The organism is Acinetobacter sp. S54 (genome assembly GCF_016624945.1).
Lineage (GTDB): Bacteria > Pseudomonadota > Gammaproteobacteria > Pseudomonadales > Moraxellaceae > Acinetobacter.
The window spans coordinates 18,774-44,792 of the sequence record NZ_JACVUI010000014.1; the positions used below are offsets into that span (position 1 = coordinate 18,774).

A 26,019-nucleotide genomic window follows, 5' to 3' on the forward strand; every position below is an offset into this window, starting at 1 on the left:
AACGTAATGAAACTCAACATTTATTTTCGGATGGTTTTTTTTCAGTTAAGATGATTTGCCTAATATTTAACAGATAGAGAGTTCAGTGCAACAATACGCGCCTACGCTACAACGAGCTTTACTGTTCGGATTACTCATTATCCTGCTTTTTTTGGGATTTAATATCCTGAAATACTTTATTGTTCCTGTAGTTTGGGCAGCCATTATTGCGTATATGACTTGGCCAATTTATCAATCAGTACAACGGCTCTGTGGCGCTCAGCGTCCCAATCTCAACGCCTCTATCATGATTTTACTAATCATTCTGGTCATTGGTGTACCGCTAACCTTTGGCGTCTTTATGTTACAACATGAGGGGCGCAATCTGTTTTTTGAACTGCAAAAACAGATTTTCTCAGGACATCTGGATGCCCCGGATTTTATTCGTGAACTTCCAATTATAGGTAAGGAAATTTCACGAATTTTAAATGATATTAATAATGACCCCAATAGTATTACTCAGAATGTAGCCGCGTGGATTCAGGGGCATATGGGTTATGGACGTTTTGTATTAAGTGAGATCAGTCGAAATCTAGTCAAACTAGGTTTTGCATTGTTATCCCTGTATTTCTTCTATCGTGATGGGCCGACCATTTTAAATCAGGTTAAAAAAGCCATGGAAATGGTCATTGGTCCACGTGTCCATCATTATATGGACACCATTTCTGAAACCACTCGTGCGGTTGTATATGGAGTCGGTTTAACCGCAGTAGCACAGGCAATTTTGGCCGGTTTAAGTTACTTTATAGCGGGTGTTCCCAATCCGATGGTATTGACTATTGTTACCTTTTTATTAGCTCTGATTCCTTTTGGGACACCTGTTGCATATACATCGGTCGCACTTTGGTTATTTTCTCAGGATCACATGATGGGAGCCATTGGGGTTATGCTGTGGGGGGTCTGTATCGTCAGCACCTCTGACAATGTGATTCGTCCTTTGGTGATTTCTGGCGCAACCAAGATCCCATTCCTGCTTATTATGTTTGGCGTACTTGGTGGTTTAGCAAGTTTTGGTCTAATCGGTTTATTTATTGGCCCTGTGATTTTGGCAATTCTACTTGCAATCTGGCGTGAATGGTTACATGAAAATATTGAACCTGAACCTATGCCGAAAACCACTATGATTTATGATGATCTGGATGATCCCAAAATTTAATTTTGAAATATGTTAAACCTACAGGCTCAGGATTTTAGAGGCTCCATAATGAGTCACATTAATACTGAGCTTATCTGAATATGCACTTCCATTTTTTGCAAAGATATTTGCTTTTGCTCTATTTTTTCATTTTCAAAAATCTTTATGAAATTCAAGTTTCTTATTTATATTTAATTACTTAAGTATGATTGTTACATGGTATGGACATAAAACGAACGTAACTTACAAGCCAGACTGGCATGATAAGAATCACTGTAATTCAAACCTAAGTTAAATTTTTACAAGAAACAAAGAGGCTTACAATGAAAATCGCTTTAATTGGTGCAACGGGTATGGCAGGTTCACGTATTTTGGAAGAATTGGTTTCACGTGGTCATTATGTCAAAGCTATTGCACGAGACACGCATAAAGTGGCAGATACTGAGCGGGTGATGGCAGTTAATGTCGATTTAAATGATCATGAGGGTTTAGTAGACGCTTTAAAAGGACAAGATGCCGTCATAAGTGCAGTTCGTTTTCAGGGTCTAGATGCTCATGCACTGATTCAAGCGGTGCGTGACTCCAAAGTAAAACGTTATTTAGTCGTGGGTGGAGCAGGAAGTTTAAATGCACCCCATCAAAATATTCGCGTTTTAGATACCCCTGATTTTCCTGAGGCATATAAACCAGAAGCAGAAGCAGCCGCCACTTTTTTGGATAAACTCAAAGAAGTAAATGATCTCGACTGGACTTTCATTTCACCTTCTGCCGAGTTTGGTCCAGGCAAACGTACAGGTGAATTTCGCTTAGGCAAGGATGAGCTGTTGGTAGGTGATGAAGGAAGTAAAATTTCAGCCGAAGATTTTGCAGTTGCCTTGGCTGATGAGCTTGAGCAAAACAATCATATCCAACAGCGTTTTACAGTCGGTTATTAAGATCATACAACGTGTTTTTTAAAGGAAGCGAAGGATTCGCTTCCTTTTTATTGGATCGGGATTGACAGTGTTTTAAAAAAAGCCCAACCTCAACAAAAATATAAATGAACTACCCACAATTCATGAATGGTCTCATCCGTTTTTTAAAGCATTACAATTTTAATGCGACGCTGGTTTATTGCTTTCAAATATTGATTGTTCTCACTGGCACCACATTGGGATTGCGCTGGCTCGGACATAATGAGCTGATCGTACCTGTTACATTGGGGGCGATTGCAACAGCATTGACGGACTTTGATGATCGTTTGAGTATTCGGCTTAGAAATTTATTTTATGTTGCCGCCTTATTTTTTGCTGTCAGTAGCATTTTAGAGTTTTTAGCCCCTTATAAATTTTTACTAATTTTATATTTATCCCTCTCTAGTGGTTTTCTGATTTTACTGGGTTCACTGGGTCAACGTTATGCGACCATTTCGTTTGGCACTATTTTACTTTCGGTATATAGCCTTTTTGGTTTAGGTGAATATCAGCATTGGTATCAACAGCCAATTTATTTTGTTTACGGCGTAGTGTGGTATGGTTTCACCTCAATTGTCTTTTTTCTCATAAAACCGACGCTTCCCGTTCAAGACAATCTTTCACAAGTATTTAGTCATTTATCTGATGTACTCATGACTAAAGCCCGCTTATTTGACCCAGATAATAAAGATAATGTTGAGCCATTATTATTCGAACTCTCAACTGAACATGCGCAAGTGGTTCATTATTTAAATATTAGTAAAGCATCCTTATTAACACGACTCAAAGCATCACGAGTCAATAAAAATAGTATTTATTGGCTACATTTATATTTTGTAGCGCAAGATATTCACGAAAAGGTGAGTGCCAATTATTTACATTATGAACAGATCCAGCAAAACTTTAGTCGTAGTGATCTCATCTTTCGGTTCCAAAAGAATATTCGGTTATTGGCACTTTCCTGTCAGCAATTATCTGAATGTATCTTAGGTAATGAAGCATTTACGCCCAGTCTTGATCCGACGCATGCGTTACAAAATCTGGAGCTTTCCCTACAGGACTGGATTCAGGATCATCCCCATAATACCGAAGTCAAAAATCTGCAATTGATTGTAAAAAATTTGAAAGATTTGCACGATCAACTGAGTCACTTACAAAATGTGCAATTTACCTATGCTTATCGTTTTGAACAACATGTCGATAATTTAAATCTACTGGATGATGACATTCATGGCTTTAAAGATTTATGGCTTAAATTCAAACAACATTTAACGCCAAAGTCTGCCCTATTTCGCCATGCAACGCGTATTGCTTTTGTCTTTGCAGCAGGCTCACTGGTTTCACTTTTACCATTTGCCCAAAATGGTTATTGGATTGTTCTAACCAGTTTATTTGTCTGTCAGGTGACATACTTTGCGACCAAAAGTCGTTTAAAACTACGAACGTTAGGCACATTACTTGGTGTGATTTTAGGGCTGCCGATTTTATATTTTGTGCCCAGTGTCGAAGGCCAACTGATCATTACGATCATTTGTGGCGTGTACTTTTTCTATCTGCGTCAAAAGAAATATGCTCTTGCGACGTCTATGGCAACCTTGATGGTTTTACTAATTTTTAATTTAAAAGGATTTGGTTACAGTATTATCGCTCCCCGAATTATGGATACTCTCATTGGCTGTGCCATCGCATGGTTTGCCGTGAGTTTTATCTGGCCCGACTGGAACTTTCGCAATATTTCTAACAATATTAAAAAAAGTAGTCATGCCAGTATGACTTACTTAAAAGCGGTACTGGATCAATATCAATTTGGCTGTACCAATAGTGTTGAATATCGCACGGCAAGACGGTTGGCACATAATGCACAGACTGAACTCTCCAGCATGATTTCCAGCTTAAGTGCTGAGCCGCACCCGAATCAGGAATTGATTCATTCTGCGTTTCGATATTTGGTTTACAGCCATAGTCAACTCAGTTATATCTCAGCATTAGGGAGCCACCGTGAAAAAATCGATGATCAGGACGTTATGGATTTACTAATTTGGTGCACTCAAACACTGCAACAGACTTTATTGGAACAAAAAATACTTCCTACTCAAGAAATAGAGCGCAAGTTATCAGAAATTCAGCACCTTTCTGAACAGAATTCGACGTCGGATTACCTGATGCTAATTTTAAAACAAATCAGTTTATTGCTTGAAACTTTACCTGAATTATTGATGTTGCAAAATAAACTACTCACTCTAGAAATTAAATAAATTCCGTTTTTGTTTAGCTTTAGATCGATCTGGGCTACACTCGGATTTTGTTTATATTTTAGAGCAACGTATGAACGTAAACACTTTACGCATTGTTGGATTCTTAGAAGGCCTATCTTTTTTATTGCTCCTCTTTATTGCGATGCCACTCAAATATATTTGGGATAATCCGCTTTGGGTCAAATATGTCGGTATGGGACATGGCCTGTTATTTATTTTATTTCTATTGGTCTTATTGGTGGTATGCCAGCGTATGAAATGGTCGGTTCATATGTTTATTCTCGGCTTTATTGCTTCTATCTTACCCTTTGGCCCTTTTGTTTTTGATCATAAATTAAAACGCTATAGCCCTCCTGTTTCCGATGCATAAAAAAAGGCGAATCCGTGGATTCGCCTTTTTTAAAACTGTCCTTCCTGATGGCGCTGTTGCATCACATCTATCAATATCTGTTTGGGTTTGACAAACCACATAACAATCAAAACTAAACATGCCAAACTAAATGCCATGATATGAAAATGTACATAGAGCTCACGCACCATTTCAATCATCATAAAAAAGCTCAGCATCAATAACATAGATACTGCTGCAGCCACTGTTCCTTTACTAATTTCAGATGACATCAAGGCAAATCGATACATTACTGAAAAACTGATACCCTCACCAAAACTAATCAACGTCATGCCAACTAATAGACAGAGCACCAAATACTGTTGCCAAATTGCACCAATGACTAAAATAAGCGTGCCTAATAACATAATTGGCAAACCCATTAAAATGGTTTTTCCTAAAGGATAACGGTCAATAATTTTAATCAACACTATATTTCCCAGAATCAGCCCGATAAATACCGGAAACTGCGCCAAACCATATTGCACACTACTAAACTTGAGTTCTTCGACTAACATCACAGGTGACAAAGCAATCCATAGCATCAGAGGTAAGCTCACCAAAGGTAAGGCCAGTGTGAGACCTAGAAACTTTTTATCAGTGTAGATTTTTTTAAAATCATCAAATAGATAAATAAAGGGTTGACGAGTCACACTCTGCTGCTGACTCGGCATTTTTGCTTTTAGCCCAAACCAGCTAATAAATGCCAACACCGCAATCGCAACAAAACCCCAGTGCCATGATACATAATCAATCATGAATGCACCTAGCACAGGCCCAAGCAACGGTGCAAGTAAGGAAATATTAGCCATTAACGCCATGACTTTAATGGCATCGCGTTCTTCAAAGCTTTCCTGAATTGCGGCATACCCGACCGCCGCAATCACCGTCAGTCCAATTCCTTGTAAAAAGCGCAAGCTTAGAAATTGCGCCATATTCTGCGTTAATAAAATCAGCAGACAGCAAATACCAAAAAATAACGCACCACTCAGTAAAACTTTTTTACGCCCTAAACGATCCGAAAGTGGGCCGAGCAACCAAGCCACGCTTGCACCACCCAACAAATAAAAAGACATAGACGATGGTACCCATGTAGAACTGACACCAAAATCCTGTGTAATGGCCAGCATTGCTGGCTGAATTAAATCATTGCCAATATAAACCGCAAGTTCAAACAGAACTAAAGCCAGCGGAAACATTAAGGTCTTACGATTTAATGTTGTCGTTTGCATATCTTGCATTTTGATCTACTTATTCAAGATGTCTGTTTAATGCTGAACATTATTTTTGATCAATATACGCCAGCCCAATGACAAACACTGAGTTTTAAAAAGTTGGATTTTTAATGTGCTGAACACTCAGCAATAAAACACTGTATTCACAAAGTGTCTAAATTTTGAGGAGAAAATAACAACGTGAGATTTGGTAAATGCACATTACCATGATTTATGAAAAAATCTGGCGTCAACATAGCATTTTTTATTTTAAGCGTCGATATTAAAGTGTTAAATAAGAGATAACACTATTATTTCATTCATATTTTTTTAATACTTCGCCCCCAATTATGCTCTATATAACTGTGGTTAAACACGAAGTTATCCACAGTTTGAGTTAAAAAACAAACACAAGGATGACTTATGCCTTTTTATTATTGACTTTTAAGCAATAATATTTTGCATATTAATGCATTTTTTAAAAACAATAAACACCCTATAGTCATCCTCATTCATTTTAAAAATTAGGTATTCCCGTGAGTCATATTTTCATCGTAAACGGTGCAAAAGCGTTTGCACATTCCAATGGACAATTAAATGATACTTTGACAAATCTGGCACAGAGTCATTTAACCCAGTTAGGTCATGATGTCAAAGTGACGCGAGCGGACAGTGATTATGATATCCAAACTGAAATTGAGAAGTATGTCTGGGCAGATGTGGTGATCTATCAAATGCCGGGTTGGTGGATGGGCGCACCCTGGACCATGAAAAAATATATTGATGACGTATTTACCATCGGCCATGGCGTACTGTATGCCAGTGATGGACGTAGCCGTTCGGATGATTCTAAAAAATATGGTTCGGGTGGATTGATTCAAGGAAAAAAATATATGTTGTCGTTGACATGGAATGCTCCAATTGAAGCCTTTAATGATCCTGATCAATTTTTTCACGGCGTCGGCGTAGATGGAGTTTATCTTCCTTTTCATAAGGCAAACCAATTTTTGGGAATGGACTCACTCCCCACTTTTATCGTCAATGATGTGATTAAAATGCCAAACGTGCCGAGCTATCTGGACGCGTATAAAGCCCATTTAGATCAATTTTTTAAAACTGAAGATTGAGAAAGAGAATAATATGCTGACAATTATTGCAGAAATCCATACTCATGCAGGTTCTGAGCATCGTCAAGCGGTGCTAGATGCCTTTCAAAAAATCATTCCAACAGTGTTGGCAGAAGATGGCTGTCAGGGTTATGAAACTTTGGTTGATCATCTTCCTGCAATTAACATGCAAGTGCAAGATGACAATTCGATTATGATGCTGGAAAAATGGAAGAGTACGAAACACCTAGAAGCACATATGCAAACAGAACACATGCGGCAGCATTTCAATCTAATTAAAGATCATGTGGCAGATGTGAACATTCGTATTTTAGAGCGTGGAATCTAACTGCTAAAAAATATCAATAGACGTAAGCTTCTACTGATAATAATGCTGTTTTAGATGACGACTATATTCTGTTAAATATGCGTCCAAACCTGCATGATGATCCGCCTTTTGCATTGATTTTGCTGTCAACTGTTCAATCTTTGTTTCCAGTAACCGAAGTATCGCGGCTTGTTCTGTTTCAGGCAGTTGTGCCTTTTCTTTTTGCCGCTTTTTAATTTCCAGATAGTTCTCAGCCCAATGACGTAACGGATCATTTGAATCTACTTGTGCAAACAAATCAGTAATAAGCAATTCAGGCAGTTGCTGTTGGGTCGCTAACTCTGCTGACATCAATCCACGAATTGAATAAAATACCTTCTTATAAGTAAAATTATCTGCAGTTTGCATTACTTTCATGCCGCCTTTTGCCAATGATAAATAATGGTGATACAAGGCACTATACTCAATTCGCTCAAGCAATCCTTCACGAAAAGTCTGCCATTCTGGAAATGCATTAAAATAAACAATATGTGCTCTCACCCACTCCAGAACCGTTGGGTTACTTTTTGCGAGTAGTCCAAACATTTTATCCAAGTCATAAGATACAAAATCAAAATCGCCATCCATGATTTCGATCAGATCACGATACTTTTTATAGTCAAAATATTGATTTTTACTGGCTAAATGAAAGCCACGAACATCATAGTCACTATCAGGACTTGCCATGCCCCATAAGCGACTACCACTTTCAATATAAAATAATGGAATGTCTTGGCGCTGTTGAAATAATTTTTCGATTTCATGATCAATATTCATTGTTATAAATTTCTCATAATAAAAAAGCGCATCTTTCGATACACTTTTTACCTAAATTTTTCTATTTATTCAAGTAATAAAGCCTAATCCATTAAGAACACATCTGTTTCTGAAAACCTCGCGTATTCTTCCCTCTAGCACATTGATAACTTTGCTGTTTGTTTTGCAACTGCCACTTTTTATCATCTAACTTAAATAGATATTCAGTCTTGATCGCGGACACCGAATCATCCATCAAACCTGTTTGAATTACAGTAATTCTGGAAACAGTTGGCGATTCAACACGATTAAATACTTGTTGAATCGACGCATTCTGATGTTCTTTAGTAATCTCAGGTTGTGCTTTTAAAACCTGTTGCATTGGGCTTTCTCCGCCACCGAATGACATGAGTTTTGTTGTAGTCGCACAACCCATCATCAATCCCAAACATAATCCTGAAATCGCAAGTAAACGTAACATCTTTTTCACACATCTAATCAATCAAAAGGCGTAGCTTTATGATGCTACGCCAATGCCAATTACACTGTAGAAACTATGTAGCTTCTAGAAAATGCTGACCTTATAAATCAAATAATTTACCCGGATTCATAATCGCATTTGGATCAAATACCAATTTCAAAGCCTTCATATATTCAATTTCTTCTGGTGAACGCGAATAGTTTAAATATGGTTTTTTGGTCATACCTACGCCATGTTCAGCAGAGATTGAACCATCATATTTTTTCACAGTATCGAACACATATTTATTAACAATCTGGCATTTAGCAAAGAATTCGGCTTTGCTTAAATTTTCAGGTTTTAAAATATTTAAATGCAAGTTACCGTCACCGATATGACCAAACCAGCAGATTTCAAAGTCAGGATAATTATCCTGTACAATTGCATCAATTTCTTTAATAAATGCAGGAACATGTGTAATCAATACTGAAATATCATTTTTGTAAGGGATAAACGGCGCAATTGATTCAGAAATGTCTTCACGTAAACGCCACAAGCTTTCAACCTGATCCAGACTTTGACTCATCACACCATCAAGTACCCAGCCTTGTTCCATGCAATGTTCAAAGATCTGCATAGCTTTATCCATAATCGGTTCATATGGCGCTTCAAATTCAAGCAATACATAAAATGGACATTGGGTTTCAAATGGGCGTTGGACATGGCCACGATCCAGCACTTTTTGCATCGCAAGTTCACCAAAGAACTCAAATGCAGTCAGGTCAATTTCTTTCTGGAAAGCGTGTAGTACTGGCATGACAGCATCGAAATCAAGCACCCCCAAAACTAGAACTTGTAAGTTTTGTGGTTGTCGTTCCAGTTTAATTTCAGCTTCAGTCACTAAACCTAACGTTCCCTCACCACCAATAAATAGATGTTGTAGTGCATAGCCTGTGGCATTTTTAACCATGCCTTTATTTAAGCGTAAAATGTCACCTTTGCCTGTAACCACCGTCAGACCTAACACCCAATTGCGAGTCATGCCGTATTTTATGACTTTAATACCGCCGGCATTGGTGCCAATATTCCCCCCTATCTGGCTCGAACCTGCTGATGCAAAATCAACTGGATAATACATCCCCTGTTCTTCAGCATAATTCTGCAATTGCTCAGTCACCACACCTGCTTGCACACGTACCATACGATCTGCTGGGAAAAATTCCAGAATCTGGTTCATCTTGTCCATACTTACGACAATTTCACCATTGGTCGCAACTGCACCTGCGGATAATCCTGTGCGTCCACCTGATGGTGTAATAGCAACATTAAACTGATTGGCCAATTTTACGATGGCTTGAACTTGCTCAGTAGTCGATGGAAAAACGATGACTGATGGGTGTGGATCAAAATGCTTGGTATGATCGCGTCCCCAATTTTCGAGACTATCCGCATCGGTTTTTATACGGTTTTCACCGACGATTGCAGTTAATTGGGTAAGTAACTCAGGTGTTAAAGCGACTGGAGCATTCATCGTTTACAGGCCTAGCAAGAAATAAACAGGTGGGTTTAGGAAATTTGGGAATGCTATTAAAATCAATTGCACGTCTTGCAAATTTCTAAAAGCTTTTTAGATTCTACCAAAAATCAGCGTTTATTTTACATGTAAGCACGGGCTGGATAAAGCATCGCTTAAAAATGCAGTCGCTACAAAATGTGTTGAATCCACAGCCAAACCGCCAATATTCCTCTCAACGCTAAACACAGCTTGAATGAGATTGTCAATAAACTGAAATTTATTCACCTATTGAGTCCATATCGTCTATTTATAACGCATAAACAACTGGCATGACTTGTGATATAATTTCGCGACTAAATTTGGCCTTTGTAGCGGAGCCGTAATGAGCCAACATCTATCACTACCTAAAGATAAAATTCGTTTCTTATTGTTAGAAGGCGTTCACCAAAATGCCATCGATACCTTAAATGCAGCGGGTTACACCAATATCGACTACCATAAAACTGCACTTGAAGGCGAAGCTTTGAAAGAAGCTGTCAAAGATGCACACTTTATTGGTATTCGTTCGCGTACTCAATTAACTGAAGAAGTATTTGAAGCCGCGAATAAATTGATTGCGGTCGGCTGTTTCTGTATCGGAACAAATCAGGTTGATTTAAAAGCAGCGATGTCACGTGGGATCCCAGTTTTCAACGCCCCGTATTCAAATACGCGCTCCGTTGCAGAGTTGGTACTTGCTGAAACAATTTTGTTGTTGCGTCGTGTGCCAGAGAAATCAACAGATACACATGCAGGTGGATGGAATAAATCTGCTGTGGGTTCTTTTGAAACTCGTGGTAAGACTTTAGGTATTGTCGGTTACGGTTCTATTGGTTCCCAACTTTCTGTATTGGCAGAAAGCCTAGGTATGAAAGTCATTTATTTTGATGCTGTCACAAAGCTACCATTAGGTAATGCGCGTCAGGTTGGCTCACTAGATGAACTTTTAGCGACTGCTGATGTAGTCACTTTACACGTTCCAGATGTGCCTTCTACTCGTAACTTTTTCAAAAAAGAACAGTTTGCAAAAATGAAAGAAGGCGCAATCTTCCTAAACGCTGCACGTGGTACATGTGTCGTGATTGAAGATCTGGCAGATTCTTTGAAATCTGGTCATCTTGCAGGTGCGGCGGTTGACGTATTTCCGAAAGAACCTAAAGCCAATGGTGAAGAATTTGTTTCTCCATTGCGTAACATTCCAAACGTAATCCTCACTCCACATGTGGGCGGTTCGACTATGGAAGCGCAAGCCAATATTGGTCTTGAAGTTGCTGAAAAATTTGTAGCGTATTCTGATAAAGGTATGACTCTTTCTGCGGTGAATTTCCCAGAAATTGCATTACCATTGACCGAAGGTAAACATCGCCTATTGCATATTCACAAGAATATTCCGGGTGTTTTATCTAAAATCAATAATCTGTTTGCAGAGCAAGGCATTAACATCTCTGGCCAAAGTTTAATGACCAAAGGTGATATTGGCTATCTTGTGATGGATGTAGATGCATCGGCATCTCAGGAAGCATTAGATATGTTGAGTGAAGTCGAAGGGACTATCCGCGTTCGTATCCTGTTCTAATCAAATCCTTGATAAAAGGCCACAGCATTGCCTGTGGCTTTTTTATATCAAGATGAATTATGATGATATAAAATATACCGTTTGTTCAAAATGTCGTTATCCAGTCCAAAGTCACAATTACAGGCACTCATCTTTTTGCTTGTCGCGATGATCTGTGTACAGAGTAGTGGTTCTCTCGCAAAAATCTTATTTCAAAGTTATCCCGTTTTGACAGTTTCAGCCATGCGTCTATTTTTTGGGGCGCTGATTTTAGCAATCATTTTTCAGGCATGGAAAATTGAATGGCAGCAGGTTCGTTGGAAAGCCATTATTAGTTATGGGATTGCACTGGCTGGAATGAATGCGCTGTTTTATTTATCATTACAACGCTTGCCTTTAGGGATTGCGGTAGCGTTTGAATTTGTGGGTCCCCTTAGCATTGCTTTATATTATGCGCGACAAAAGTATGATCTGATCTGGGTATGTTGTGCGATTTTGGGCTTACTCTTATTGTTTCCATTTCATCAAGCCAGTCATCATCTTGATCTCATCGGAATTGCATTTGCATTAGCTGCAGGGGTCTGTTGGGCCTTATATATTATTGCGGGGCAAAAACCTTCAGGTATATCAGGGAATCACACAGTATTTTTAGGCATGAGCGTAGGGATGATCATTTTACTCCCCATTGCGTTTATGACAGGTTCGGTCGCTCATGTGTTTGAACTTCCCCATATTTTTTATTTTATTGCGCTTGCAATTTTAGCCAGTGCCTTGCCTTTTTCGCTGGAAATGCTGGCATTAAAACGACTGACTGCTCTTAGTTTTGGCACGCTAATGAGTATGGAACCTGCTGTTGCTGCATTTTCAGGATTTATCTTTTTAGGTGAAAAATTGATATGGAGTCAATGGCTTGCTTTAGCGACGATTATTACTGCTTCAGTGGGTTGTACAGTAACAACTCAACGAGCCAAAAGTACCGATACGATTTCTTGATGAAGGTCTTATTTATTTGGATATGGATTTATTCGAGATTTTATTAGACAGATTATTTTAATCCCTTTTATACATTTACTTATGTTGAGCCTTAATCATGCCTAACACCCCATTGATTGCTGTTATTGCCATGTTGCTGTCGATGATGTGTTATCAGATTAGCGCATCTTTTGCCAAACAACTCATCGCCGTACTGGATCCTTTAAGTGTTACCATTTTAAGACTCTGTTTTGCCTCGGTTTTAGTTTTTTTCATGTTTCGCTCATGGAGGATTTTAACTAAACTCTCCACACTCAAATGGCGAGATTTACTCGGTTATAGCGGTGCATTAGGTCTAATGAATGTGCTGTTTTATATGTCACTGGGCAAACTTCCACAAGGAATCGCGGTCGGGCTTGAATTTATTGGCCCACTAGGACTAGCCTTGCTTTCGATTCAACAACGGCGTGATTATATTTGGGTCTTTTGTGCAATTTTAGGTATCGCCCTGATGGTGCCGTGGCAACAGGCGGCACAGGCTAATTTTTCCATCAGTGGCGCCGCTTTTGCACTTGGCGCTGGCTTATGTTGGGCATTTTATATTTATTTTGGTCATAAAGTAGTACGTCAAAACATTGGTATGCATGCATTAACCATAGCAATTAGCCTTTCAGCAGTAATTCTGCTTCCCATCGGTTTAGTACATCAACCTGAGCACCTAATCAATCCTGCACATTGGCCCAAAGCATTACTGATCGCCATTCTAGCTACTGCGATCCCCTATGCATTAGATTTATTTGCGCTTAAAAGACTGACCAAACTGAGTTATGGCACACTTTCTAGTCTTTCGCCTGCTTTAGCTGCACTTGCAGGTCTGGTTTTACTCAGTGAAAATATTACGTTATTACAGTGGATCGCATTAGGTTTTATTATGTTGGCTTCCATTGGGGTAACGTTTCGTGCATCGGGTCAGGTAACTGACACTGCCAGTTCCTGACTTTATGCAATTTTATAAAATATTATTGATATTTTTACTGGGGCATCAGGCGAGTTCATTGTTCTTATACTTTGCATATTCTTTTAAATATTGCTGACCCAGTTTTTCTTTTTGCTTGTCATCTAAAATTTTTCCTGCCTGTTGGAAAAATTTATGCTCTTCTTCTTTTAAATGATGATGAACGACTTCACTTAATTGTTTAGCAATCGCTAACCAACTAGGGCTACTCATATCCGTTTCTTCAAGCTGCTCAACCAACTCATCCATTTCATGATGTTCTGATAATGCATGGCGACTAATATCCAGCCCAATATCATTAAACATCAAGGGAATATAAAGATAGCGATCTTCAGCAACCGAATGTGCCCACAGTTCATTTTTTAAGTTTTTAAATAATTGTTCTCGTTCTTCAGTATGTCCATGCGTTTGTACCAGTCGCTCTGAAAGTAAACGCTGATTTTCATGACTTTCCCGCAATGCTTCAAAAATATTCATCTATTTATAGATCCTATTCTGGCTATTATCATATGGCTAAATAAGAAAAAGGTAACCCTTTGGCTACCTCCAGTTTACTTTTTTGATGTGATAAAAAAAGATTATTGATGTCAAAATCTGTTTCAGAACGTTGCTTTAGCCATTAGCCTGTTACAAACATTTGATAACCAATACGACAGATGAGGATTGAAACTAAAATCAAAAAGATGATCCGGACAAATCCACTGCCATATTTCAGCGCAACACGTACACCAACAACCGAACCAATAACATTGGCGACTGCCATCATTAAACCGATATGAAAAATAACATGGCCTGTAGGCGCCAAAAAGCTAAGAGCGGCAATATTCGTCATAAAATTTCCGATTTTTGATAATGCTGAGGCATGCAAAAAATCAACATTCAAAAAGCGGATAAAGAAAAAAATAAAAAAACTACCTGTTCCCGGACCAAAAATACCGTCATAAAAACCAATGAGTAGACTGCCAATTGCAGCCAACACTAAAACTTTAGGAGTAATGCTTAAAGCGACATGGACTTGCCCAAAGTTCTTTTTAATCAATGTATAGATCGCAATAACGATGAGCATTACAAATACAAATGGGCGCAAAACAGATTGAGGAATTAATGACAGACAGGCCGCACCTAAAAAGGAGCTAATCAGTGCACAAACTGCGATCACTGCAAGCAGTTTCCATTGTAGTTTAACCCTGCGTACAAAGGTATATGCGGCAGAAGCCGTTCCAAAAACCGATGAAAGTTTGTTCGTTCCAATCACCGTTGCAGGTGACATTTGCGGAAAAGTACTCATAATCGCAGGAATCTGAATCAGGCCACCGCCACCTACTGCTGCATCAATTGCACCTGCACAAAACGCAAAAAAGATTAAGCTGAGTATGACTTCAATTTCCATCGGGGAGCTATGCCTATAAGTTTAAAATACGCTTCGGCACCAATCTTTTTTTATCGGTAATTTCAGCCAGACCCAAACATTGATCCTGATCAAACACTAGAACTTCAGGCGCAGGCCCATGTTCAATATTGCTTTCCTGACCATTGCAGAAGTATTTGTGGCGACCTTCAGGGATTTGAACTTTCGGTAAATATTCGACTGGTGCGTAGGCCGGCAATAATAGCATATCGCGAGCGGATTCATTAAGTTGCTCTAAATATTCAATGCTATATTCTGGAATTAATTCAAAATGCCCCGTCTGAGTACGATGTAACTGGGTTAAATGACCACCACAACCGAGTGCTTCACCAATATCTTCACCTAATACACGAATATAAGTTCCCTTAGAACAAGTCACATCCAAGGTTAAACTTTCTGCATCAAAATCAATTAATTTTAACTCATAGATCGTCACAGGGCGGGCTGCACGTTCAATTTCAATACCCTGTCTTGCCAACTCATACAAAGGACGTCCGTCGCGCTTTAAGGCTGAGTACATAGGCGGTACTTGCTCAATCTCACCACGGAACTGATTTAGTACTCGCTCAATACTTTCACGGGTCAATACTGGAACACTTCTGGTTTGTAGGATCTCCCCTTCCACGTCACCCGTTGAAGTGGTTTGTCCGAGTTTGACTACAGTTTGATAACGCTTGGTTGAATCTAATAAATAATGCGAAAACTTGGTGGCTTCTCCCAGACAAATAGGCAATAAGCCTGTGGCCAATGGATCAAGTGCACCTGTATGCCCCGCCTTCTGTGCCCGAAACAACCAGCGAACTTTTTGTAGTGCCGCATTTGAGCTAATTCCTAAAGGTTTATTCAACAGAAAAACACCACTTAAGTGGCGACGAGGAATTTTTCCAGATTTAGCGGTCATGTGTGTCCAGTGCAAGGCAGTCAAAACTGCCGCCATGTTATCAAATCCGCTTATCCATTTTTACAGTATTTTATGTTTAGTGTGCTATTTTTATGAATGGATTCTTTAAATCTACTAAAACAAAAAATGAAATAGGGATGGATCTCTAGATGCAAGGATTTCGCAATCATTATGTTTGGATCACTATTGGTTTTATTCTTCTGCTCGTGATTGGTTTGGTATTCTGGCTTAAACCTCAGCCCGCCAATGGGTCAATATCTACTCAGGAAAACTCAAAGCAAAAGATCATCGGGCAAAGTGCTTTGACGCCATCATCCCCTTTATCAAATTTAAGCTCATCAACATTCAATAGCCCGAGTCAGGCAGACACCCAGATTAACTGCCAGCTTCAGCTGGATAATCACAATAGTTTAATCGTGAATGAGCAAACCAAGGATTGCTTTGAATATTTTATTAGCCAGTATGGCGAAAAAAGTATTCCCCAAATTGACGCTGATTTTAAAAAGTATTTACAGGGAAATTATCAACAACCTGCTTTATCCCAGATTCAGGATCTTTGGAGTCGTTATTTAAAATATCGCCAGCAGCTTGGAGAACTCACCCCACCGAATTTAAAACAGGATGACCCAGCTTATTATCGTGCAATTTTTAGCAATATGAAAAATCTACGCCAACAATTTTTCTCCGCTTATGAAATTTCGGGACTGTTTGGGAGCGAGGATATTTATCATGAATACACACTGAACCGTATGGCAATACTGGATGATAAAAATCTCTCTGAAAGCGATAAAGCCAAACGTTTAAAAGCACTATTCGATCAACTTCCTCAAGATTGGCAGGAAAACCTACAACAGACTACAAAACTTGAAGAACTGAGACATTTAACTCAAGCAATTCAAGAGCGTCATGGCTCTCCAAGTGAATTGCGGCAGATGCGTTTGAATCTGGTGGGAGCAGAGGCTACCCAACGTTTAGAAACATTGGATCAAAACCGTGATAGTTGGAAAAGTCGAGTTAATCAATATCTAGATCAGCGTGACAATATTTTAAGTAGCAGTATGTCTGAGGCGGCCAAGCAACAAGCCATTCATCAATTACGCCAGCAGTCTTTTGACCAACCACAAGAGCAGCTACGCTTACAAACGTTTGAATCAGTTCACGATCAAGGCGGGAAATTACCTTTTTCCAATTAAAATAATAGTAATCACAGGAGGATGCCTTTTAAACCATTTGCTGGAGAGGACAGCCAGCAAAAAATCCAAAAACAAAAAAGAGGATAAGATCAAATGCGATCAAGATTATTCATAACAGGACTTCTCAGTTGCCTTGTAATCCAAAGCAGTTTTGCTGCGGAAGGGTTACAAAGTGCAGAAACAAAAAATGTTATTTCAGACTATGCCAAAACCAAATACCCTTTAGTATTTGTACATGGAATGTTTGGATTCAACCGTTTAGGTTCAGCCGAATTTGGGTTGGATTATTGGTATCAGGTATTGCCCGATTTAGCCAAAAATGGGGCAACTGCCTATGCGACACAGGTTTCACCACTTGAATCCACAGAAGTACGTGGTGAGCAACTCCTACAGCAAGTCGAAGAAGTCGTTGCACTGACTGGAAAAAACAAAGTCAATCTCATTGGCCACAGTCATGGCGGTCCAACAGCACGTTATATTGCAGGGGTCAGACCAGATCTAGTTTCCTCAGTCACTAGCGTAGCGGGTACAAACTTTGGCTCTCCTGTCGCTGATTTGGTTCAGAACGTGCCGTTACTCAATACTGCACTGGCTGCTGCGGTAGATGCTTTAGTTTCGCCTATTATTAGCTATGCACAACTTCGGTCTAAATTGCCCAGTGATTTTAAAGCATCTATTCGTAGTTTATCTGCTCAGGGGGCAGCAGAATTTAATACTAAATTTCCACTCGGCTTGCCATCCAAAGCTTGTCAGGATGGGCCTGCAACGGCCAACGGTATTGCATTTTATTCATGGACAGGTGCTGCACAAACTACCAACCTCCTAGATCCTGATACCTTACTTACTTCAATGGGCTACGTCGCATTTAGTGGTCAAAAGAATGATGGTCTGGTGAGTCAATGCAGCAGTCGACTCGGAAAAACCATTCGAGATGACTACTATCATAATCATTTTGATGAAGTGAATCAGGTACTCGGGTTACGCAGTGTTTTCTCGGCAGATCCTGTGTCGCTTTATCGTCAACATGCTAATCGTCTTAAACTACAAGGTTTATAACAAACATAAAAAATGCGCCAGATTCGGCGCATTTTTTTGCTTGAAAACAAAGTTAAGATTAACCTTGTTTACGTGCTGGCAATTTTTCACGAATACGTGCAGCTTTACCAGACAAGTCACGAAGATAGTAAAGTTTCGCACGGCGAACATCACCACGACGTTTCACTTCAATTTTAGCAACAACTGGAGAGTGAGTTTGGAAAACACGCTCAACACCAACACCGCTAGAAATTTTACGAACAGTGAACGCAGAGTTTAGGCCACGGTTTTTCTTCGCAATCACAACACCTTCAAATGCCTGAAGACGCTCACGATCACCCTCTTTTACTTTAACTTGGACAATAACTGTGTCACCAGGAGCAAAAGCAGGAATGTCTGATTTTAACTGTGAATTTTCAATTGCTTGAACTAAAGGATGTTTACCACTCATTGTGGAATCTCCAATATTTGCGGGAGAGAAGAGGTCTCTTACACCGCTGGGGATAGAGGCTAAAGCGCATATCAACCCGTTTAACTTTCCCTTTAAGACAAAACAAAACTGCCTTAACTTAAAGAGCCTATTTTTAACTTAAACCAAGTTTAAGCAGAACTCGAAGCAACGCTTCTCGTTGGGTACGGGGAAAAACAATCATCATGTTTGCTTATCGTCGTGCAAAAGCAAAGCTTTTACCTTCTGGCGGAGCTTTCACTCCTTAGGGCAGCCATCATTTAATCACTGCCATTCCCTCGTTCATCTTTGAGCCATTTTTTTTGCTGCTTACTCAACGTAACCTGCTCAAGCAACTCAGGTCTGCGCGCAAGTGTACGTTGATAACGTTGCAAAAAACGCCATTTTTCAATATTGGCGTGATGTCCTGATTTCAGTACCTCAGGCACATCTAGCCCTTCAAAATGGTCAGGCTTGGTATATTGCGGGCAGTCTAACAAACCATCCACAAAAGAATCCTGTATATGCGATTGCTCATCAGACATAACATCTGGCAGACGCCGAATAATACTGTCTAAAAGCACCATCGCTGGCAATTCACCACCCGATAAAACATAATCACCAATTGACCATTCTTGATCAATATAACGCTGGATCAAACGCTCATCGACGCCCTCATAACGACCACACAGTACAATTAAGCCATCGTATTGGACGAATTGTTGTACCGCCTGTTCATTTAAGGTTTTACCTTGTGGCGACATATACACCACAGGTGCATGAACACATCCTGCTTGGCTCGCAAGTTGTTTGGCATGTTGAATTGCTTTTGCCAAAGGCTCAGCCATCATCACCATACCAGGGCCACCACCAAATGGACGTTCATCCACTCGTTTATAGTTACCCTGTGCAAAATCACGTGGGTTGATACAGGTCACCTGTACCATGTCACGCTTGGCTGCACGACCACTAATCCCATATGCAGTAATTGCATCGAACATTTCAGGAAACAGTGTAATGACTGCAAAAAACATCGCAGACTCCTCTATTTTCCTACTGCGTTCGTACTCCACTACTTATTCGTAATTTAGTAATCTACGCCCCAATTGACGTAAATACGACCCGCTTCAAGATCAACACGCTGTACTACATCTTTATGCCAAGGAATCATGCGCTCTTCAGCATCCACACTATCCGCAGTGGCACGAACCACCATGACATCGTTGGCACCTGTTTCAAAAAGCTCATGAATCTGCCCAAGATTTACTTCTTGCTCATCTTCACTTAGTCCCAACACTGTAAGACCTTTGAGATCAGACCAGTAATACTCGTCCACATCTGCTTTTGGCAATTGTGATTTAGCAACCCAGATATTGGCACCTACCAGACTATCAGCAGTAGTGCGATCACTCACACCTTTTAAGCTCACAACCAGACCTTTACCATGCGGTTTCCAGCGTTTTACATCTATAGTTTGCCAACCTGCTTTGGTCTCGATGTACCAAGGCAGATAGTCAAACATATTGCTCATAGGTTCTGTATTGGAATACACCCAGAGCCATCCATTTAAACCATAGGCTGAACGTAACTGTCCAATCTGGATACGATCTTCGGGAACATTCAGTGCTGAGGTCATGGATTACCTACTACTGATTAAGCAGCAGTTGCAGCTTTTTTAGCTTGAGCAGCTAAAGAAGCAACACGCTCAGATGGTTGAGCACCTTGAGAAACCCAGTGAGCAAAACGGTCTGCATCTAAACGAAGTTTTTCTGCTTGACCTTGAGCTGTTGGGTTAAAAAAACCAATACGTTCGATGAAACGACCATCACGTGCATTGCGGCTATCAGTCACAACGATTTGATAGAATGGACGTTTTTTTGCACCACCGCGCGCTAAACGAATAACAACCATGATAAAAGCCTTATAATTCTTACGGATTATCCCTGTAGCCGACCATCGGCAACACTTCAAACCCCTTTCATAGAGGGCGATATTCTACGTGATATTTAAGCCAAATGAAAGATGCTTTTTAGAGTTATCCGCAGTTTTGAATTTAGAGTTTAACGGCCATCCCAGTTGGAGGTGGCAGAGGGTACACACGGGGTTCCATCATTCTTATCCGTTCCTTTAGTCCAGCAACGCTCTCCCCTATGATTCAATACAATATGCCCATCACCGAATTGACCAGCGTTTGTAATTGGAGTCGCTGTCAGTGTCCATGTTCCAGTTGTGACATTAGATAAGGCTAAGTCATATAGAGGAGTACTAGATTGAGGAATTTGACTAGATTGACCGATATCACTTAAGCTAATTGCTGAATCATTTGATTTTAGATAAGAAAAATTTACAATTTTATATTTTTGCAGTCTATTCGCAATATTTATCATATCTGCTTGCGCGTCAGTACGTTTAGTCTTATGAACATATTCTTGATAAGATGGATATGCTATTGCGGCCAAAATACCAATAATAGCCACTACTATCATTAATTCAATCAAACTGAACCCATAGCTCTTCATTACCATTCCTCCGAACCAATACCGCAGGTCGTAAATGTAATATTTGCTTGAGTTTTATTTTTACATTGTATACCTGTACTCGTCATTAAAAATGAGTAATTTTTTTCATCATCATTTAGCACACGAATTGCCCAATTTTGACCACTTGCTGTAGCGGCTGTTAATAATGGATTACCTACTGCCGCATCTCTAACTTCAAAAGCTGTAGAGGGATATCCCCCCTGTACTGTTCGTGCAGATAGATTATAACCAAGGTAGTTAAAGTTCCTAGATTTCCAGCGAGCAAGCTCACCTGCAATACGTTGAATTTCTTGTTGAGCCTGAGACGCTTGAGCACGGCGAACATACCCTTGATAGCTTGGAATAGCAATTGCTGCAAAAATTGCAACAATTGCTAGCACTGTCATTAGTTCTATCAAAGTAAAACCTTGTCTCTGGGATAAAATATGCTTCATAAATTACCCCTTTATTTTAGACTGGCACGTTCATACCAGCGTTGTGGAATTAAACACATTTGGGTTGCTTCGCCTTTACCCACTCCACCAGTCACTGTAATAGCCATACGTCCACCTGTACTAGCACAATAATTAGAAGCACTTGCCACTGGACCGTCATCAGTTCCTCCACCAGTTCCTCCACCAGTTCCTCCACTAGTTCCTCCACCACAATTATCACCTGTACAATTACCTACGGTCACATTATGGATACCAATGCCTATAGGTGCTCCTCGACTTCCTCCATCATCCACAGATGAAGATTTACATTGCCCATAAGGTAAACAGAATGAACTTAATAAGCTTTCTCCTTTAACACCCGCACCGCAATCTCCAGAAAGCCCTGGTTTACTGCTATCAAATGTCGAAACATATAAACGATAGTTCATTGCAAGCGGGGTACCAAACACTTTTTCACTTTGCAACTTATAGTCACTACACCCTGTTTTTGTTCCATCTATACCCGCAACACAGTTATCAAATTCATAATACCAACCATCTTTCCCTCCATAAGGAGCGATAAGGGTAGTATCGCTATAACGATTGCTTTCTGTCAGCTTGCCTAAAGTCGCTCGAGTAATATTCTGAGTATTTGAACTGCCTGTAGTAAATAAACTTTTTTTCGCTACATCTTTATCATAAATATTATAAACTGCATCATTATTAGTATTAGCAGCGCCTGTTGTATAGCTCACTAAAGGCTTACTACGATTACCACTTCCTATGGAAATGACCGCAAAAGTCTCACCATTATTACTATATATAGAGAATCCTGGCATATCATAAAAACGAGGGCTTTTACCACTATTTTCATGCAAGTTTAATAACCGAACAGGAGTTTTGGCGAAACTAGTTAAACTCGATGCGTTATTATCTAAATCGATACGGAACAGTTGCCCACCCAAATCACCAAAGTATAAATGGTCAATAAGATCATCACCATTTCGATCGACAGTACGAATTTCACTAACAACACTATATTTTAAATTTTCATTATTTGTGCCAATAGGTAAGGTAGATCCTGTACTCGTGTTTGCATTTGCGCTTGACCACCATAATAGAGTACCAGCTTTAATTGTATTGCCATTTTTATCTACGCTGTCTTCGGCACTAAACATATATATTCCAGCACCTTTCTTATTAGTTTGATCATAGCCATCGCTTTCATAGCCAGTGTCATAACCACCGCCAACAAACATCACTAAGGTACGTTTACCATTCCAATTTACATAGCCAAGTGCCGGTTTCGACCAACTTTGCCCCATATAACTGAGTGGTCCACTTGTTACAGCATCAGGATTAATATGGAATTTTAATGCAGGATTACTAATATTTGCCAAATCCAAAGAATAATAACTTCGGCCACCCATACGTAATCCACCAAACGCCAACTGTTTACCTTTCTGATTTGTTCCCTTACCTGTTCCTACAGTCAAATTTCCAGAACTATCAATAACGTATTCAGTATATAAAGCCCAAGGTCCATCTATACCATAGTAAAGATTACTCATTCCACCATTAGTCGAGGTGTAGTTAAGAAATGCTTGTTTTTGACTATCAACCATTTCATTAGGTACGAACGCAAATTTTTCTTGCCCCGTTTTAGCATCCACAACTTGCAATAAACCTTGTGTAGTACCAAACAATACATAGTCTTCCCGATTAGTTGATTCTATTTTCTTTGTAGTGGAGTTATATGCAACCTTACCTTTATTGGTTACTAATACTGGAAGTGAATGCATTACTGAACCAATTTGACGTAATTCAGCTGCCGTATTTAAAGAGGCGGCAGTAATCGTTGATGGATTAGCGGCATCAACCACGTATCCCAATAAACTAATTAAATAACCACGATCTGGATCATTCTGATAGGTAGTATCTGTTAAATAATCCAAATTAATTTGTCTTAGACTTGTTCCATCACCAAATGTTGCTGAAGTTCCTGTTCCAGTTGCTACGCGATTGGTAAACAACTTACGCTGAACTTTTCCATCTGTATCCGTACGCAATTTCAGTTGGGACCAAGCCCCACCTTTCGCTGAAAACTTTTTACTTCCAAATGTATTTTCATCTGCGTCAGCAATAGTGCTACTACTATCAATGCTCGTTGACCAAAAATCATAAGTAGCAGTTAATAATTTACCGCTATCGTCGTAAGTTGGGGTAATCAATCTACCTTTACTATCTGTAACGCTTGCTCCACTTCGGCCTTCTAACTTTCCAGATTCCGCAACTAAATATTTCTTTAAATTTCCCGCCCAGAGCTGATAACCTTTGTCTGGAGAAGGCTGAAATTGTTGGTAATAAGCATCATCCTGTAAAACAGCCGGATTCAGCATATCCTTTGGAATTGTTGGCGACCCCGTGGTCACTGATGGAATATCTGTATTTAAGTCACCTAAAAATGAATTAACACTATTAACAATATCTTGTGAACTATTTCCTGAATACCACCCCCCTTCTCCAATAATTCCCCAATATGCGGCTTTTTTAACATCTGTATCAATTGTACCTAATGCTGCAATATTTTGTGCCTGTGTTTTTGTTCGATCAAAAGAAGATAAGTTATTAAAATCAGAACCAAAACCAACAACGGCCGTTCTAATTTTTAAACCTGCTGGATTATTTACTGTATTTAATAAATTTTGTACAAACTTATGCATACAATCCCAGCCAGTATCAGAATCGGTACAGCTCAAAGTCGAACTTTTTGCAGCGGTTAAGGCATTTTTCATTAAAGACTGGGCACTTGTATTATTATTTGGTGCACCATCTGTAAGAACATATATCCCTTGTCCACTACATTGCTTAACCTCATCACTTTGCTGCAAGGAGTCAGGTTTTTTATAGAAGGTTTGATCGGTATTTTTGGTGTCAGTATAAGAATTTTCAAAACCACTATCCGTTGCTGAGGTCTTAAAGTCTTCGTTTTCATATACACAATTACCTGTAGTACTTGTACCACTTACTGGAACTGTACATGACGAGGTACTATACGGTACTGTAGCAGGGTTAGTTGTACCAGTTGAACCCCATGTAGTACAACCACTTGAGGTAAAAGCTGTACAACTTTGATAATACGGTGTTGTTCCTGTCGAAGTAGTACTAGTATAAACACCTTTATAATAATATTTTTTGCTTGAACTACCTGTATAATATAGCGTTGTATATGTTATTACTTTCCCACTGGTTGAACTGGAAGTACTTGCCGTGTAACTCGCAAGTGTTGCTGCCGTTGGTGCTGTAGTTGGTGTATAAGTACAATTAGAACTATTTGTACTACCACTCGCAGAAGCATTACCACAAGCAGAGTATGTCGTTCCTGAAGTGGTAATTACATCAGGATAATATCTAAAATACTTCGGAATATTTACAGTGGTTGTTCCAGCTGTCCTTGTTCCAAATAAATATGCTGCTGTTTCAGCATAAGCATTGGCCGTTGGCGTCCCCCCCCTTGCTCCCAATTGAGCGATTTCATTTAACAAAATCTGACGTTGTGAAACACCATTAACAATGGTACCTAATGGCCGTGCAGGTATACGTACTTGACCTGTGGTATTATCAGCAGTTAATGGTGCACCCGAACTATTAAAACTGGTTGGTCGAGAGTAAGTTGATAAACCAATGACCTTGGCATCATCTAAACGAATAATCCCTTTAGTTGTATTCCCATATAGCAAATCGAACAAACCGTCTTTAACGCGAGTAATACGGTCATAATATTTAGTCGTTGCTCCGGTTACATCTTTATAATAATAAGTAATTGTACTACTTCCACTACCACTACTTGTTGTGGACATATCTGTTGTAGACATATTGGAGCTAGAGATAGATGTTATACAATCACTCTGTGAGATCGAACCACTAGTACCACAACGATAATAAGCATAGTTGTTACTCCTATTACCAGTACGCTTATAATAGTAAGTTCTTGTTGTATCCGTTACATTACAATAATAACGCTTGTAGGTCGGTGAACCATTAGTCGAATCTTCACTACCACTACCATTACTACTTGGAGCGTCACAAGCCCCTGCATCATTTGTTAATTGCGGCGCCCCCATACTTCCCGAAATATCCAGCATAAACATTAGCGTAATTTGTCCTGATTTAGCTTCCTGATAAATATCAATATCGCTAGCCTGAACAACGCTGGTCATAATTAAACTGGTAGATATTGCCGCAATACTGGTCGCAAGCAATTTATGAGGGTAGGATTTTTTTAGTATTTTCTGAATCTGCTTCATTTTC

At 39.5% G+C, this 26,019-nt stretch carries 26 protein-coding genes; 11 read left to right on the top strand and 15 right to left on the bottom strand.

What is annotated here, in order from left to right:
* The first annotated feature begins 85 nt into the window (after positions 1-85).
* From IAE20_RS14545 to IAE20_RS14560, 4 genes are all read left to right on the top strand, one after another.
* Positions 86-1,195: an AI-2E family transporter gene (locus tag IAE20_RS14545; protein ID WP_200482633.1), complete on the top strand. Its 1,110-nt coding sequence runs from the start codon at positions 86-88 to the stop codon at positions 1,193-1,195.
* Positions 1,196-1,497: 302 nt separating this feature from the next.
* Positions 1,498-2,109 (top strand): NAD(P)-dependent oxidoreductase, encoded by a 612-nt coding sequence (locus IAE20_RS14550; RefSeq protein ID WP_200482634.1) that lies wholly within the window; start codon positions 1,498-1,500, stop codon positions 2,107-2,109.
* Positions 2,110-2,231: 122 nt separating this feature from the next.
* On the top strand, positions 2,232-4,382 hold the full coding sequence (gene yccS, locus IAE20_RS14555; RefSeq protein WP_200482635.1) for a YccS family putative transporter: 2,151 nt from the start codon (positions 2,232-2,234) through the stop codon (positions 4,380-4,382).
* Positions 4,383-4,452: 70 nt separating this feature from the next.
* The gene (locus IAE20_RS14560) at positions 4,453-4,752 is read left to right on the top strand and encodes a DUF3817 domain-containing protein (protein ID WP_200482636.1); all 300 of its coding nucleotides are present in this window, start codon (positions 4,453-4,455) and stop codon (positions 4,750-4,752) included.
* Positions 4,753-4,781: 29 nt separating this feature from the next.
* Here IAE20_RS14560 and IAE20_RS14565 read toward each other — a convergent pair whose 3' ends face one another.
* Positions 4,782-6,011 (bottom strand): MFS transporter, encoded by a 1,230-nt coding sequence (locus IAE20_RS14565; RefSeq protein ID WP_200482637.1) that lies wholly within the window; start codon positions 6,009-6,011, stop codon positions 4,782-4,784.
* 509 nt (positions 6,012-6,520) lie between these two features.
* Here IAE20_RS14565 and IAE20_RS14570 point away from each other — a divergent pair.
* The gene (locus tag IAE20_RS14570; protein WP_200482638.1) at positions 6,521-7,111 is read left to right on the top strand and encodes an NAD(P)H-dependent oxidoreductase; all 591 of its coding nucleotides are present in this window, start codon (positions 6,521-6,523) and stop codon (positions 7,109-7,111) included.
* 13 nt (positions 7,112-7,124) lie between these two features.
* Positions 7,125-7,439, top strand: a complete 315-nt coding sequence (locus tag IAE20_RS14575) for a putative quinol monooxygenase (protein ID WP_200482639.1) — start codon at positions 7,125-7,127, stop codon at positions 7,437-7,439.
* Between the two features lie 30 nt (positions 7,440-7,469).
* Here IAE20_RS14575 and IAE20_RS14580 read toward each other — a convergent pair whose 3' ends face one another.
* From IAE20_RS14580 to IAE20_RS14595, 4 genes are all read right to left on the bottom strand, one after another.
* Positions 7,470-8,234, bottom strand: a complete 765-nt coding sequence (locus IAE20_RS14580; RefSeq protein WP_200482640.1) for a DNA polymerase beta superfamily protein — start codon at positions 8,232-8,234, stop codon at positions 7,470-7,472.
* 91 nt (positions 8,235-8,325) lie between these two features.
* Positions 8,326-8,694, bottom strand: coding sequence for a hypothetical protein (locus IAE20_RS14585; protein WP_200482667.1), 369 nt, complete (start codon positions 8,692-8,694; stop codon positions 8,326-8,328).
* Between the two features lie 100 nt (positions 8,695-8,794).
* Entirely contained in the window at positions 8,795-10,204 is a 1,410-nt protein-coding gene (locus IAE20_RS14590) for an FAD-binding oxidoreductase (protein WP_200482641.1), read from the bottom strand.
* A gap of 120 nt (positions 10,205-10,324) precedes the next feature.
* Complete coding sequence (locus tag IAE20_RS14595; RefSeq protein ID WP_200461512.1) at positions 10,325-10,474, bottom strand: hypothetical protein; 150 nt, start codon at positions 10,472-10,474, stop codon at positions 10,325-10,327.
* A gap of 97 nt (positions 10,475-10,571) precedes the next feature.
* On the opposite strand from IAE20_RS14595, the gene serA reads away from it, so the two are divergent.
* From serA to IAE20_RS14610, 3 genes are all read left to right on the top strand, one after another.
* Entirely contained in the window at positions 10,572-11,804 is a 1,233-nt protein-coding gene (gene serA, locus IAE20_RS14600) for a phosphoglycerate dehydrogenase (protein WP_200461513.1), read from the top strand.
* Between the two features lie 90 nt (positions 11,805-11,894).
* On the top strand, positions 11,895-12,776 hold the full coding sequence (locus tag IAE20_RS14605) for an EamA family transporter (protein WP_200482642.1): 882 nt from the start codon (positions 11,895-11,897) through the stop codon (positions 12,774-12,776).
* 97 nt (positions 12,777-12,873) lie between these two features.
* Positions 12,874-13,752, top strand: coding sequence for an EamA family transporter (locus tag IAE20_RS14610; protein WP_200461515.1), 879 nt, complete (start codon positions 12,874-12,876; stop codon positions 13,750-13,752).
* A gap of 45 nt (positions 13,753-13,797) precedes the next feature.
* Here IAE20_RS14610 and IAE20_RS14615 read toward each other — a convergent pair whose 3' ends face one another.
* The 3 genes from IAE20_RS14615 to truB form a co-directional block, all read right to left on the bottom strand.
* A complete protein-coding gene (locus IAE20_RS14615) occupies positions 13,798-14,247 on the bottom strand; it encodes a hemerythrin domain-containing protein (protein WP_200482643.1) in 450 nt (149 codons plus the stop codon).
* Positions 14,248-14,389: 142 nt separating this feature from the next.
* The gene (locus IAE20_RS14620; protein WP_200461517.1) at positions 14,390-15,160 is read right to left on the bottom strand and encodes a sulfite exporter TauE/SafE family protein; all 771 of its coding nucleotides are present in this window, start codon (positions 15,158-15,160) and stop codon (positions 14,390-14,392) included.
* Between the two features lie 13 nt (positions 15,161-15,173).
* Positions 15,174-16,079, bottom strand: a complete 906-nt coding sequence (gene truB, locus IAE20_RS14625; protein ID WP_200482668.1) for a tRNA pseudouridine(55) synthase TruB — start codon at positions 16,077-16,079, stop codon at positions 15,174-15,176.
* 149 nt (positions 16,080-16,228) lie between these two features.
* Here truB and IAE20_RS14630 point away from each other — a divergent pair, with 149 nt between their 5' ends.
* The gene (locus tag IAE20_RS14630; RefSeq protein WP_200482644.1) at positions 16,229-17,272 is read left to right on the top strand and encodes a lipase secretion chaperone; all 1,044 of its coding nucleotides are present in this window, start codon (positions 16,229-16,231) and stop codon (positions 17,270-17,272) included.
* Positions 17,273-17,365: 93 nt separating this feature from the next.
* A complete protein-coding gene (locus IAE20_RS14635) occupies positions 17,366-18,328 on the top strand; it encodes an esterase/lipase family protein (protein ID WP_200461519.1) in 963 nt (320 codons plus the stop codon).
* 58 nt (positions 18,329-18,386) lie between these two features.
* On the opposite strand, the gene rplS is transcribed toward IAE20_RS14635, so the two are convergent.
* From rplS to IAE20_RS14670, 7 genes are all read right to left on the bottom strand, one after another.
* The gene (gene rplS / locus IAE20_RS14640) at positions 18,387-18,758 is read right to left on the bottom strand and encodes a 50S ribosomal protein L19 (RefSeq protein ID WP_200461520.1); all 372 of its coding nucleotides are present in this window, start codon (positions 18,756-18,758) and stop codon (positions 18,387-18,389) included.
* 278 nt (positions 18,759-19,036) lie between these two features.
* Positions 19,037-19,789: a tRNA (guanosine(37)-N1)-methyltransferase TrmD gene (trmD, locus tag IAE20_RS14645; RefSeq protein ID WP_200461521.1), complete on the bottom strand. Its 753-nt coding sequence runs from the start codon at positions 19,787-19,789 to the stop codon at positions 19,037-19,039.
* A gap of 53 nt (positions 19,790-19,842) precedes the next feature.
* Complete coding sequence (rimM, locus tag IAE20_RS14650) at positions 19,843-20,391, bottom strand: ribosome maturation factor RimM (protein WP_200461522.1); 549 nt, start codon at positions 20,389-20,391, stop codon at positions 19,843-19,845.
* A 17-nt stretch (positions 20,392-20,408) separates the two neighbouring features.
* Positions 20,409-20,666 carry a 30S ribosomal protein S16 gene (rpsP, locus tag IAE20_RS14655; RefSeq protein ID WP_004923845.1) on the bottom strand — a complete coding sequence of 86 codons (258 nt, stop codon included), beginning with the start codon at positions 20,664-20,666 and terminating at the stop codon, positions 20,409-20,411.
* Between the two features lie 149 nt (positions 20,667-20,815).
* Positions 20,816-21,280 (bottom strand): type IV pilin protein, encoded by a 465-nt coding sequence (locus IAE20_RS14660; protein ID WP_200482645.1) that lies wholly within the window; start codon positions 21,278-21,280, stop codon positions 20,816-20,818.
* Positions 21,274-21,729: a type IV pilin protein gene (locus IAE20_RS14665; protein WP_227611103.1), complete on the bottom strand. Its 456-nt coding sequence runs from the start codon at positions 21,727-21,729 to the stop codon at positions 21,274-21,276. Before IAE20_RS14665 ends, IAE20_RS14660 begins: the two co-directional genes overlap by 7 nt.
* Before the next feature lie 11 nt (positions 21,730-21,740).
* Positions 21,741-26,015, bottom strand: coding sequence for a pilus assembly protein PilY (locus IAE20_RS14670; RefSeq protein ID WP_200482646.1), 4,275 nt, complete (start codon positions 26,013-26,015; stop codon positions 21,741-21,743).
* Positions 26,016-26,019 lie beyond the last annotated feature (4 nt).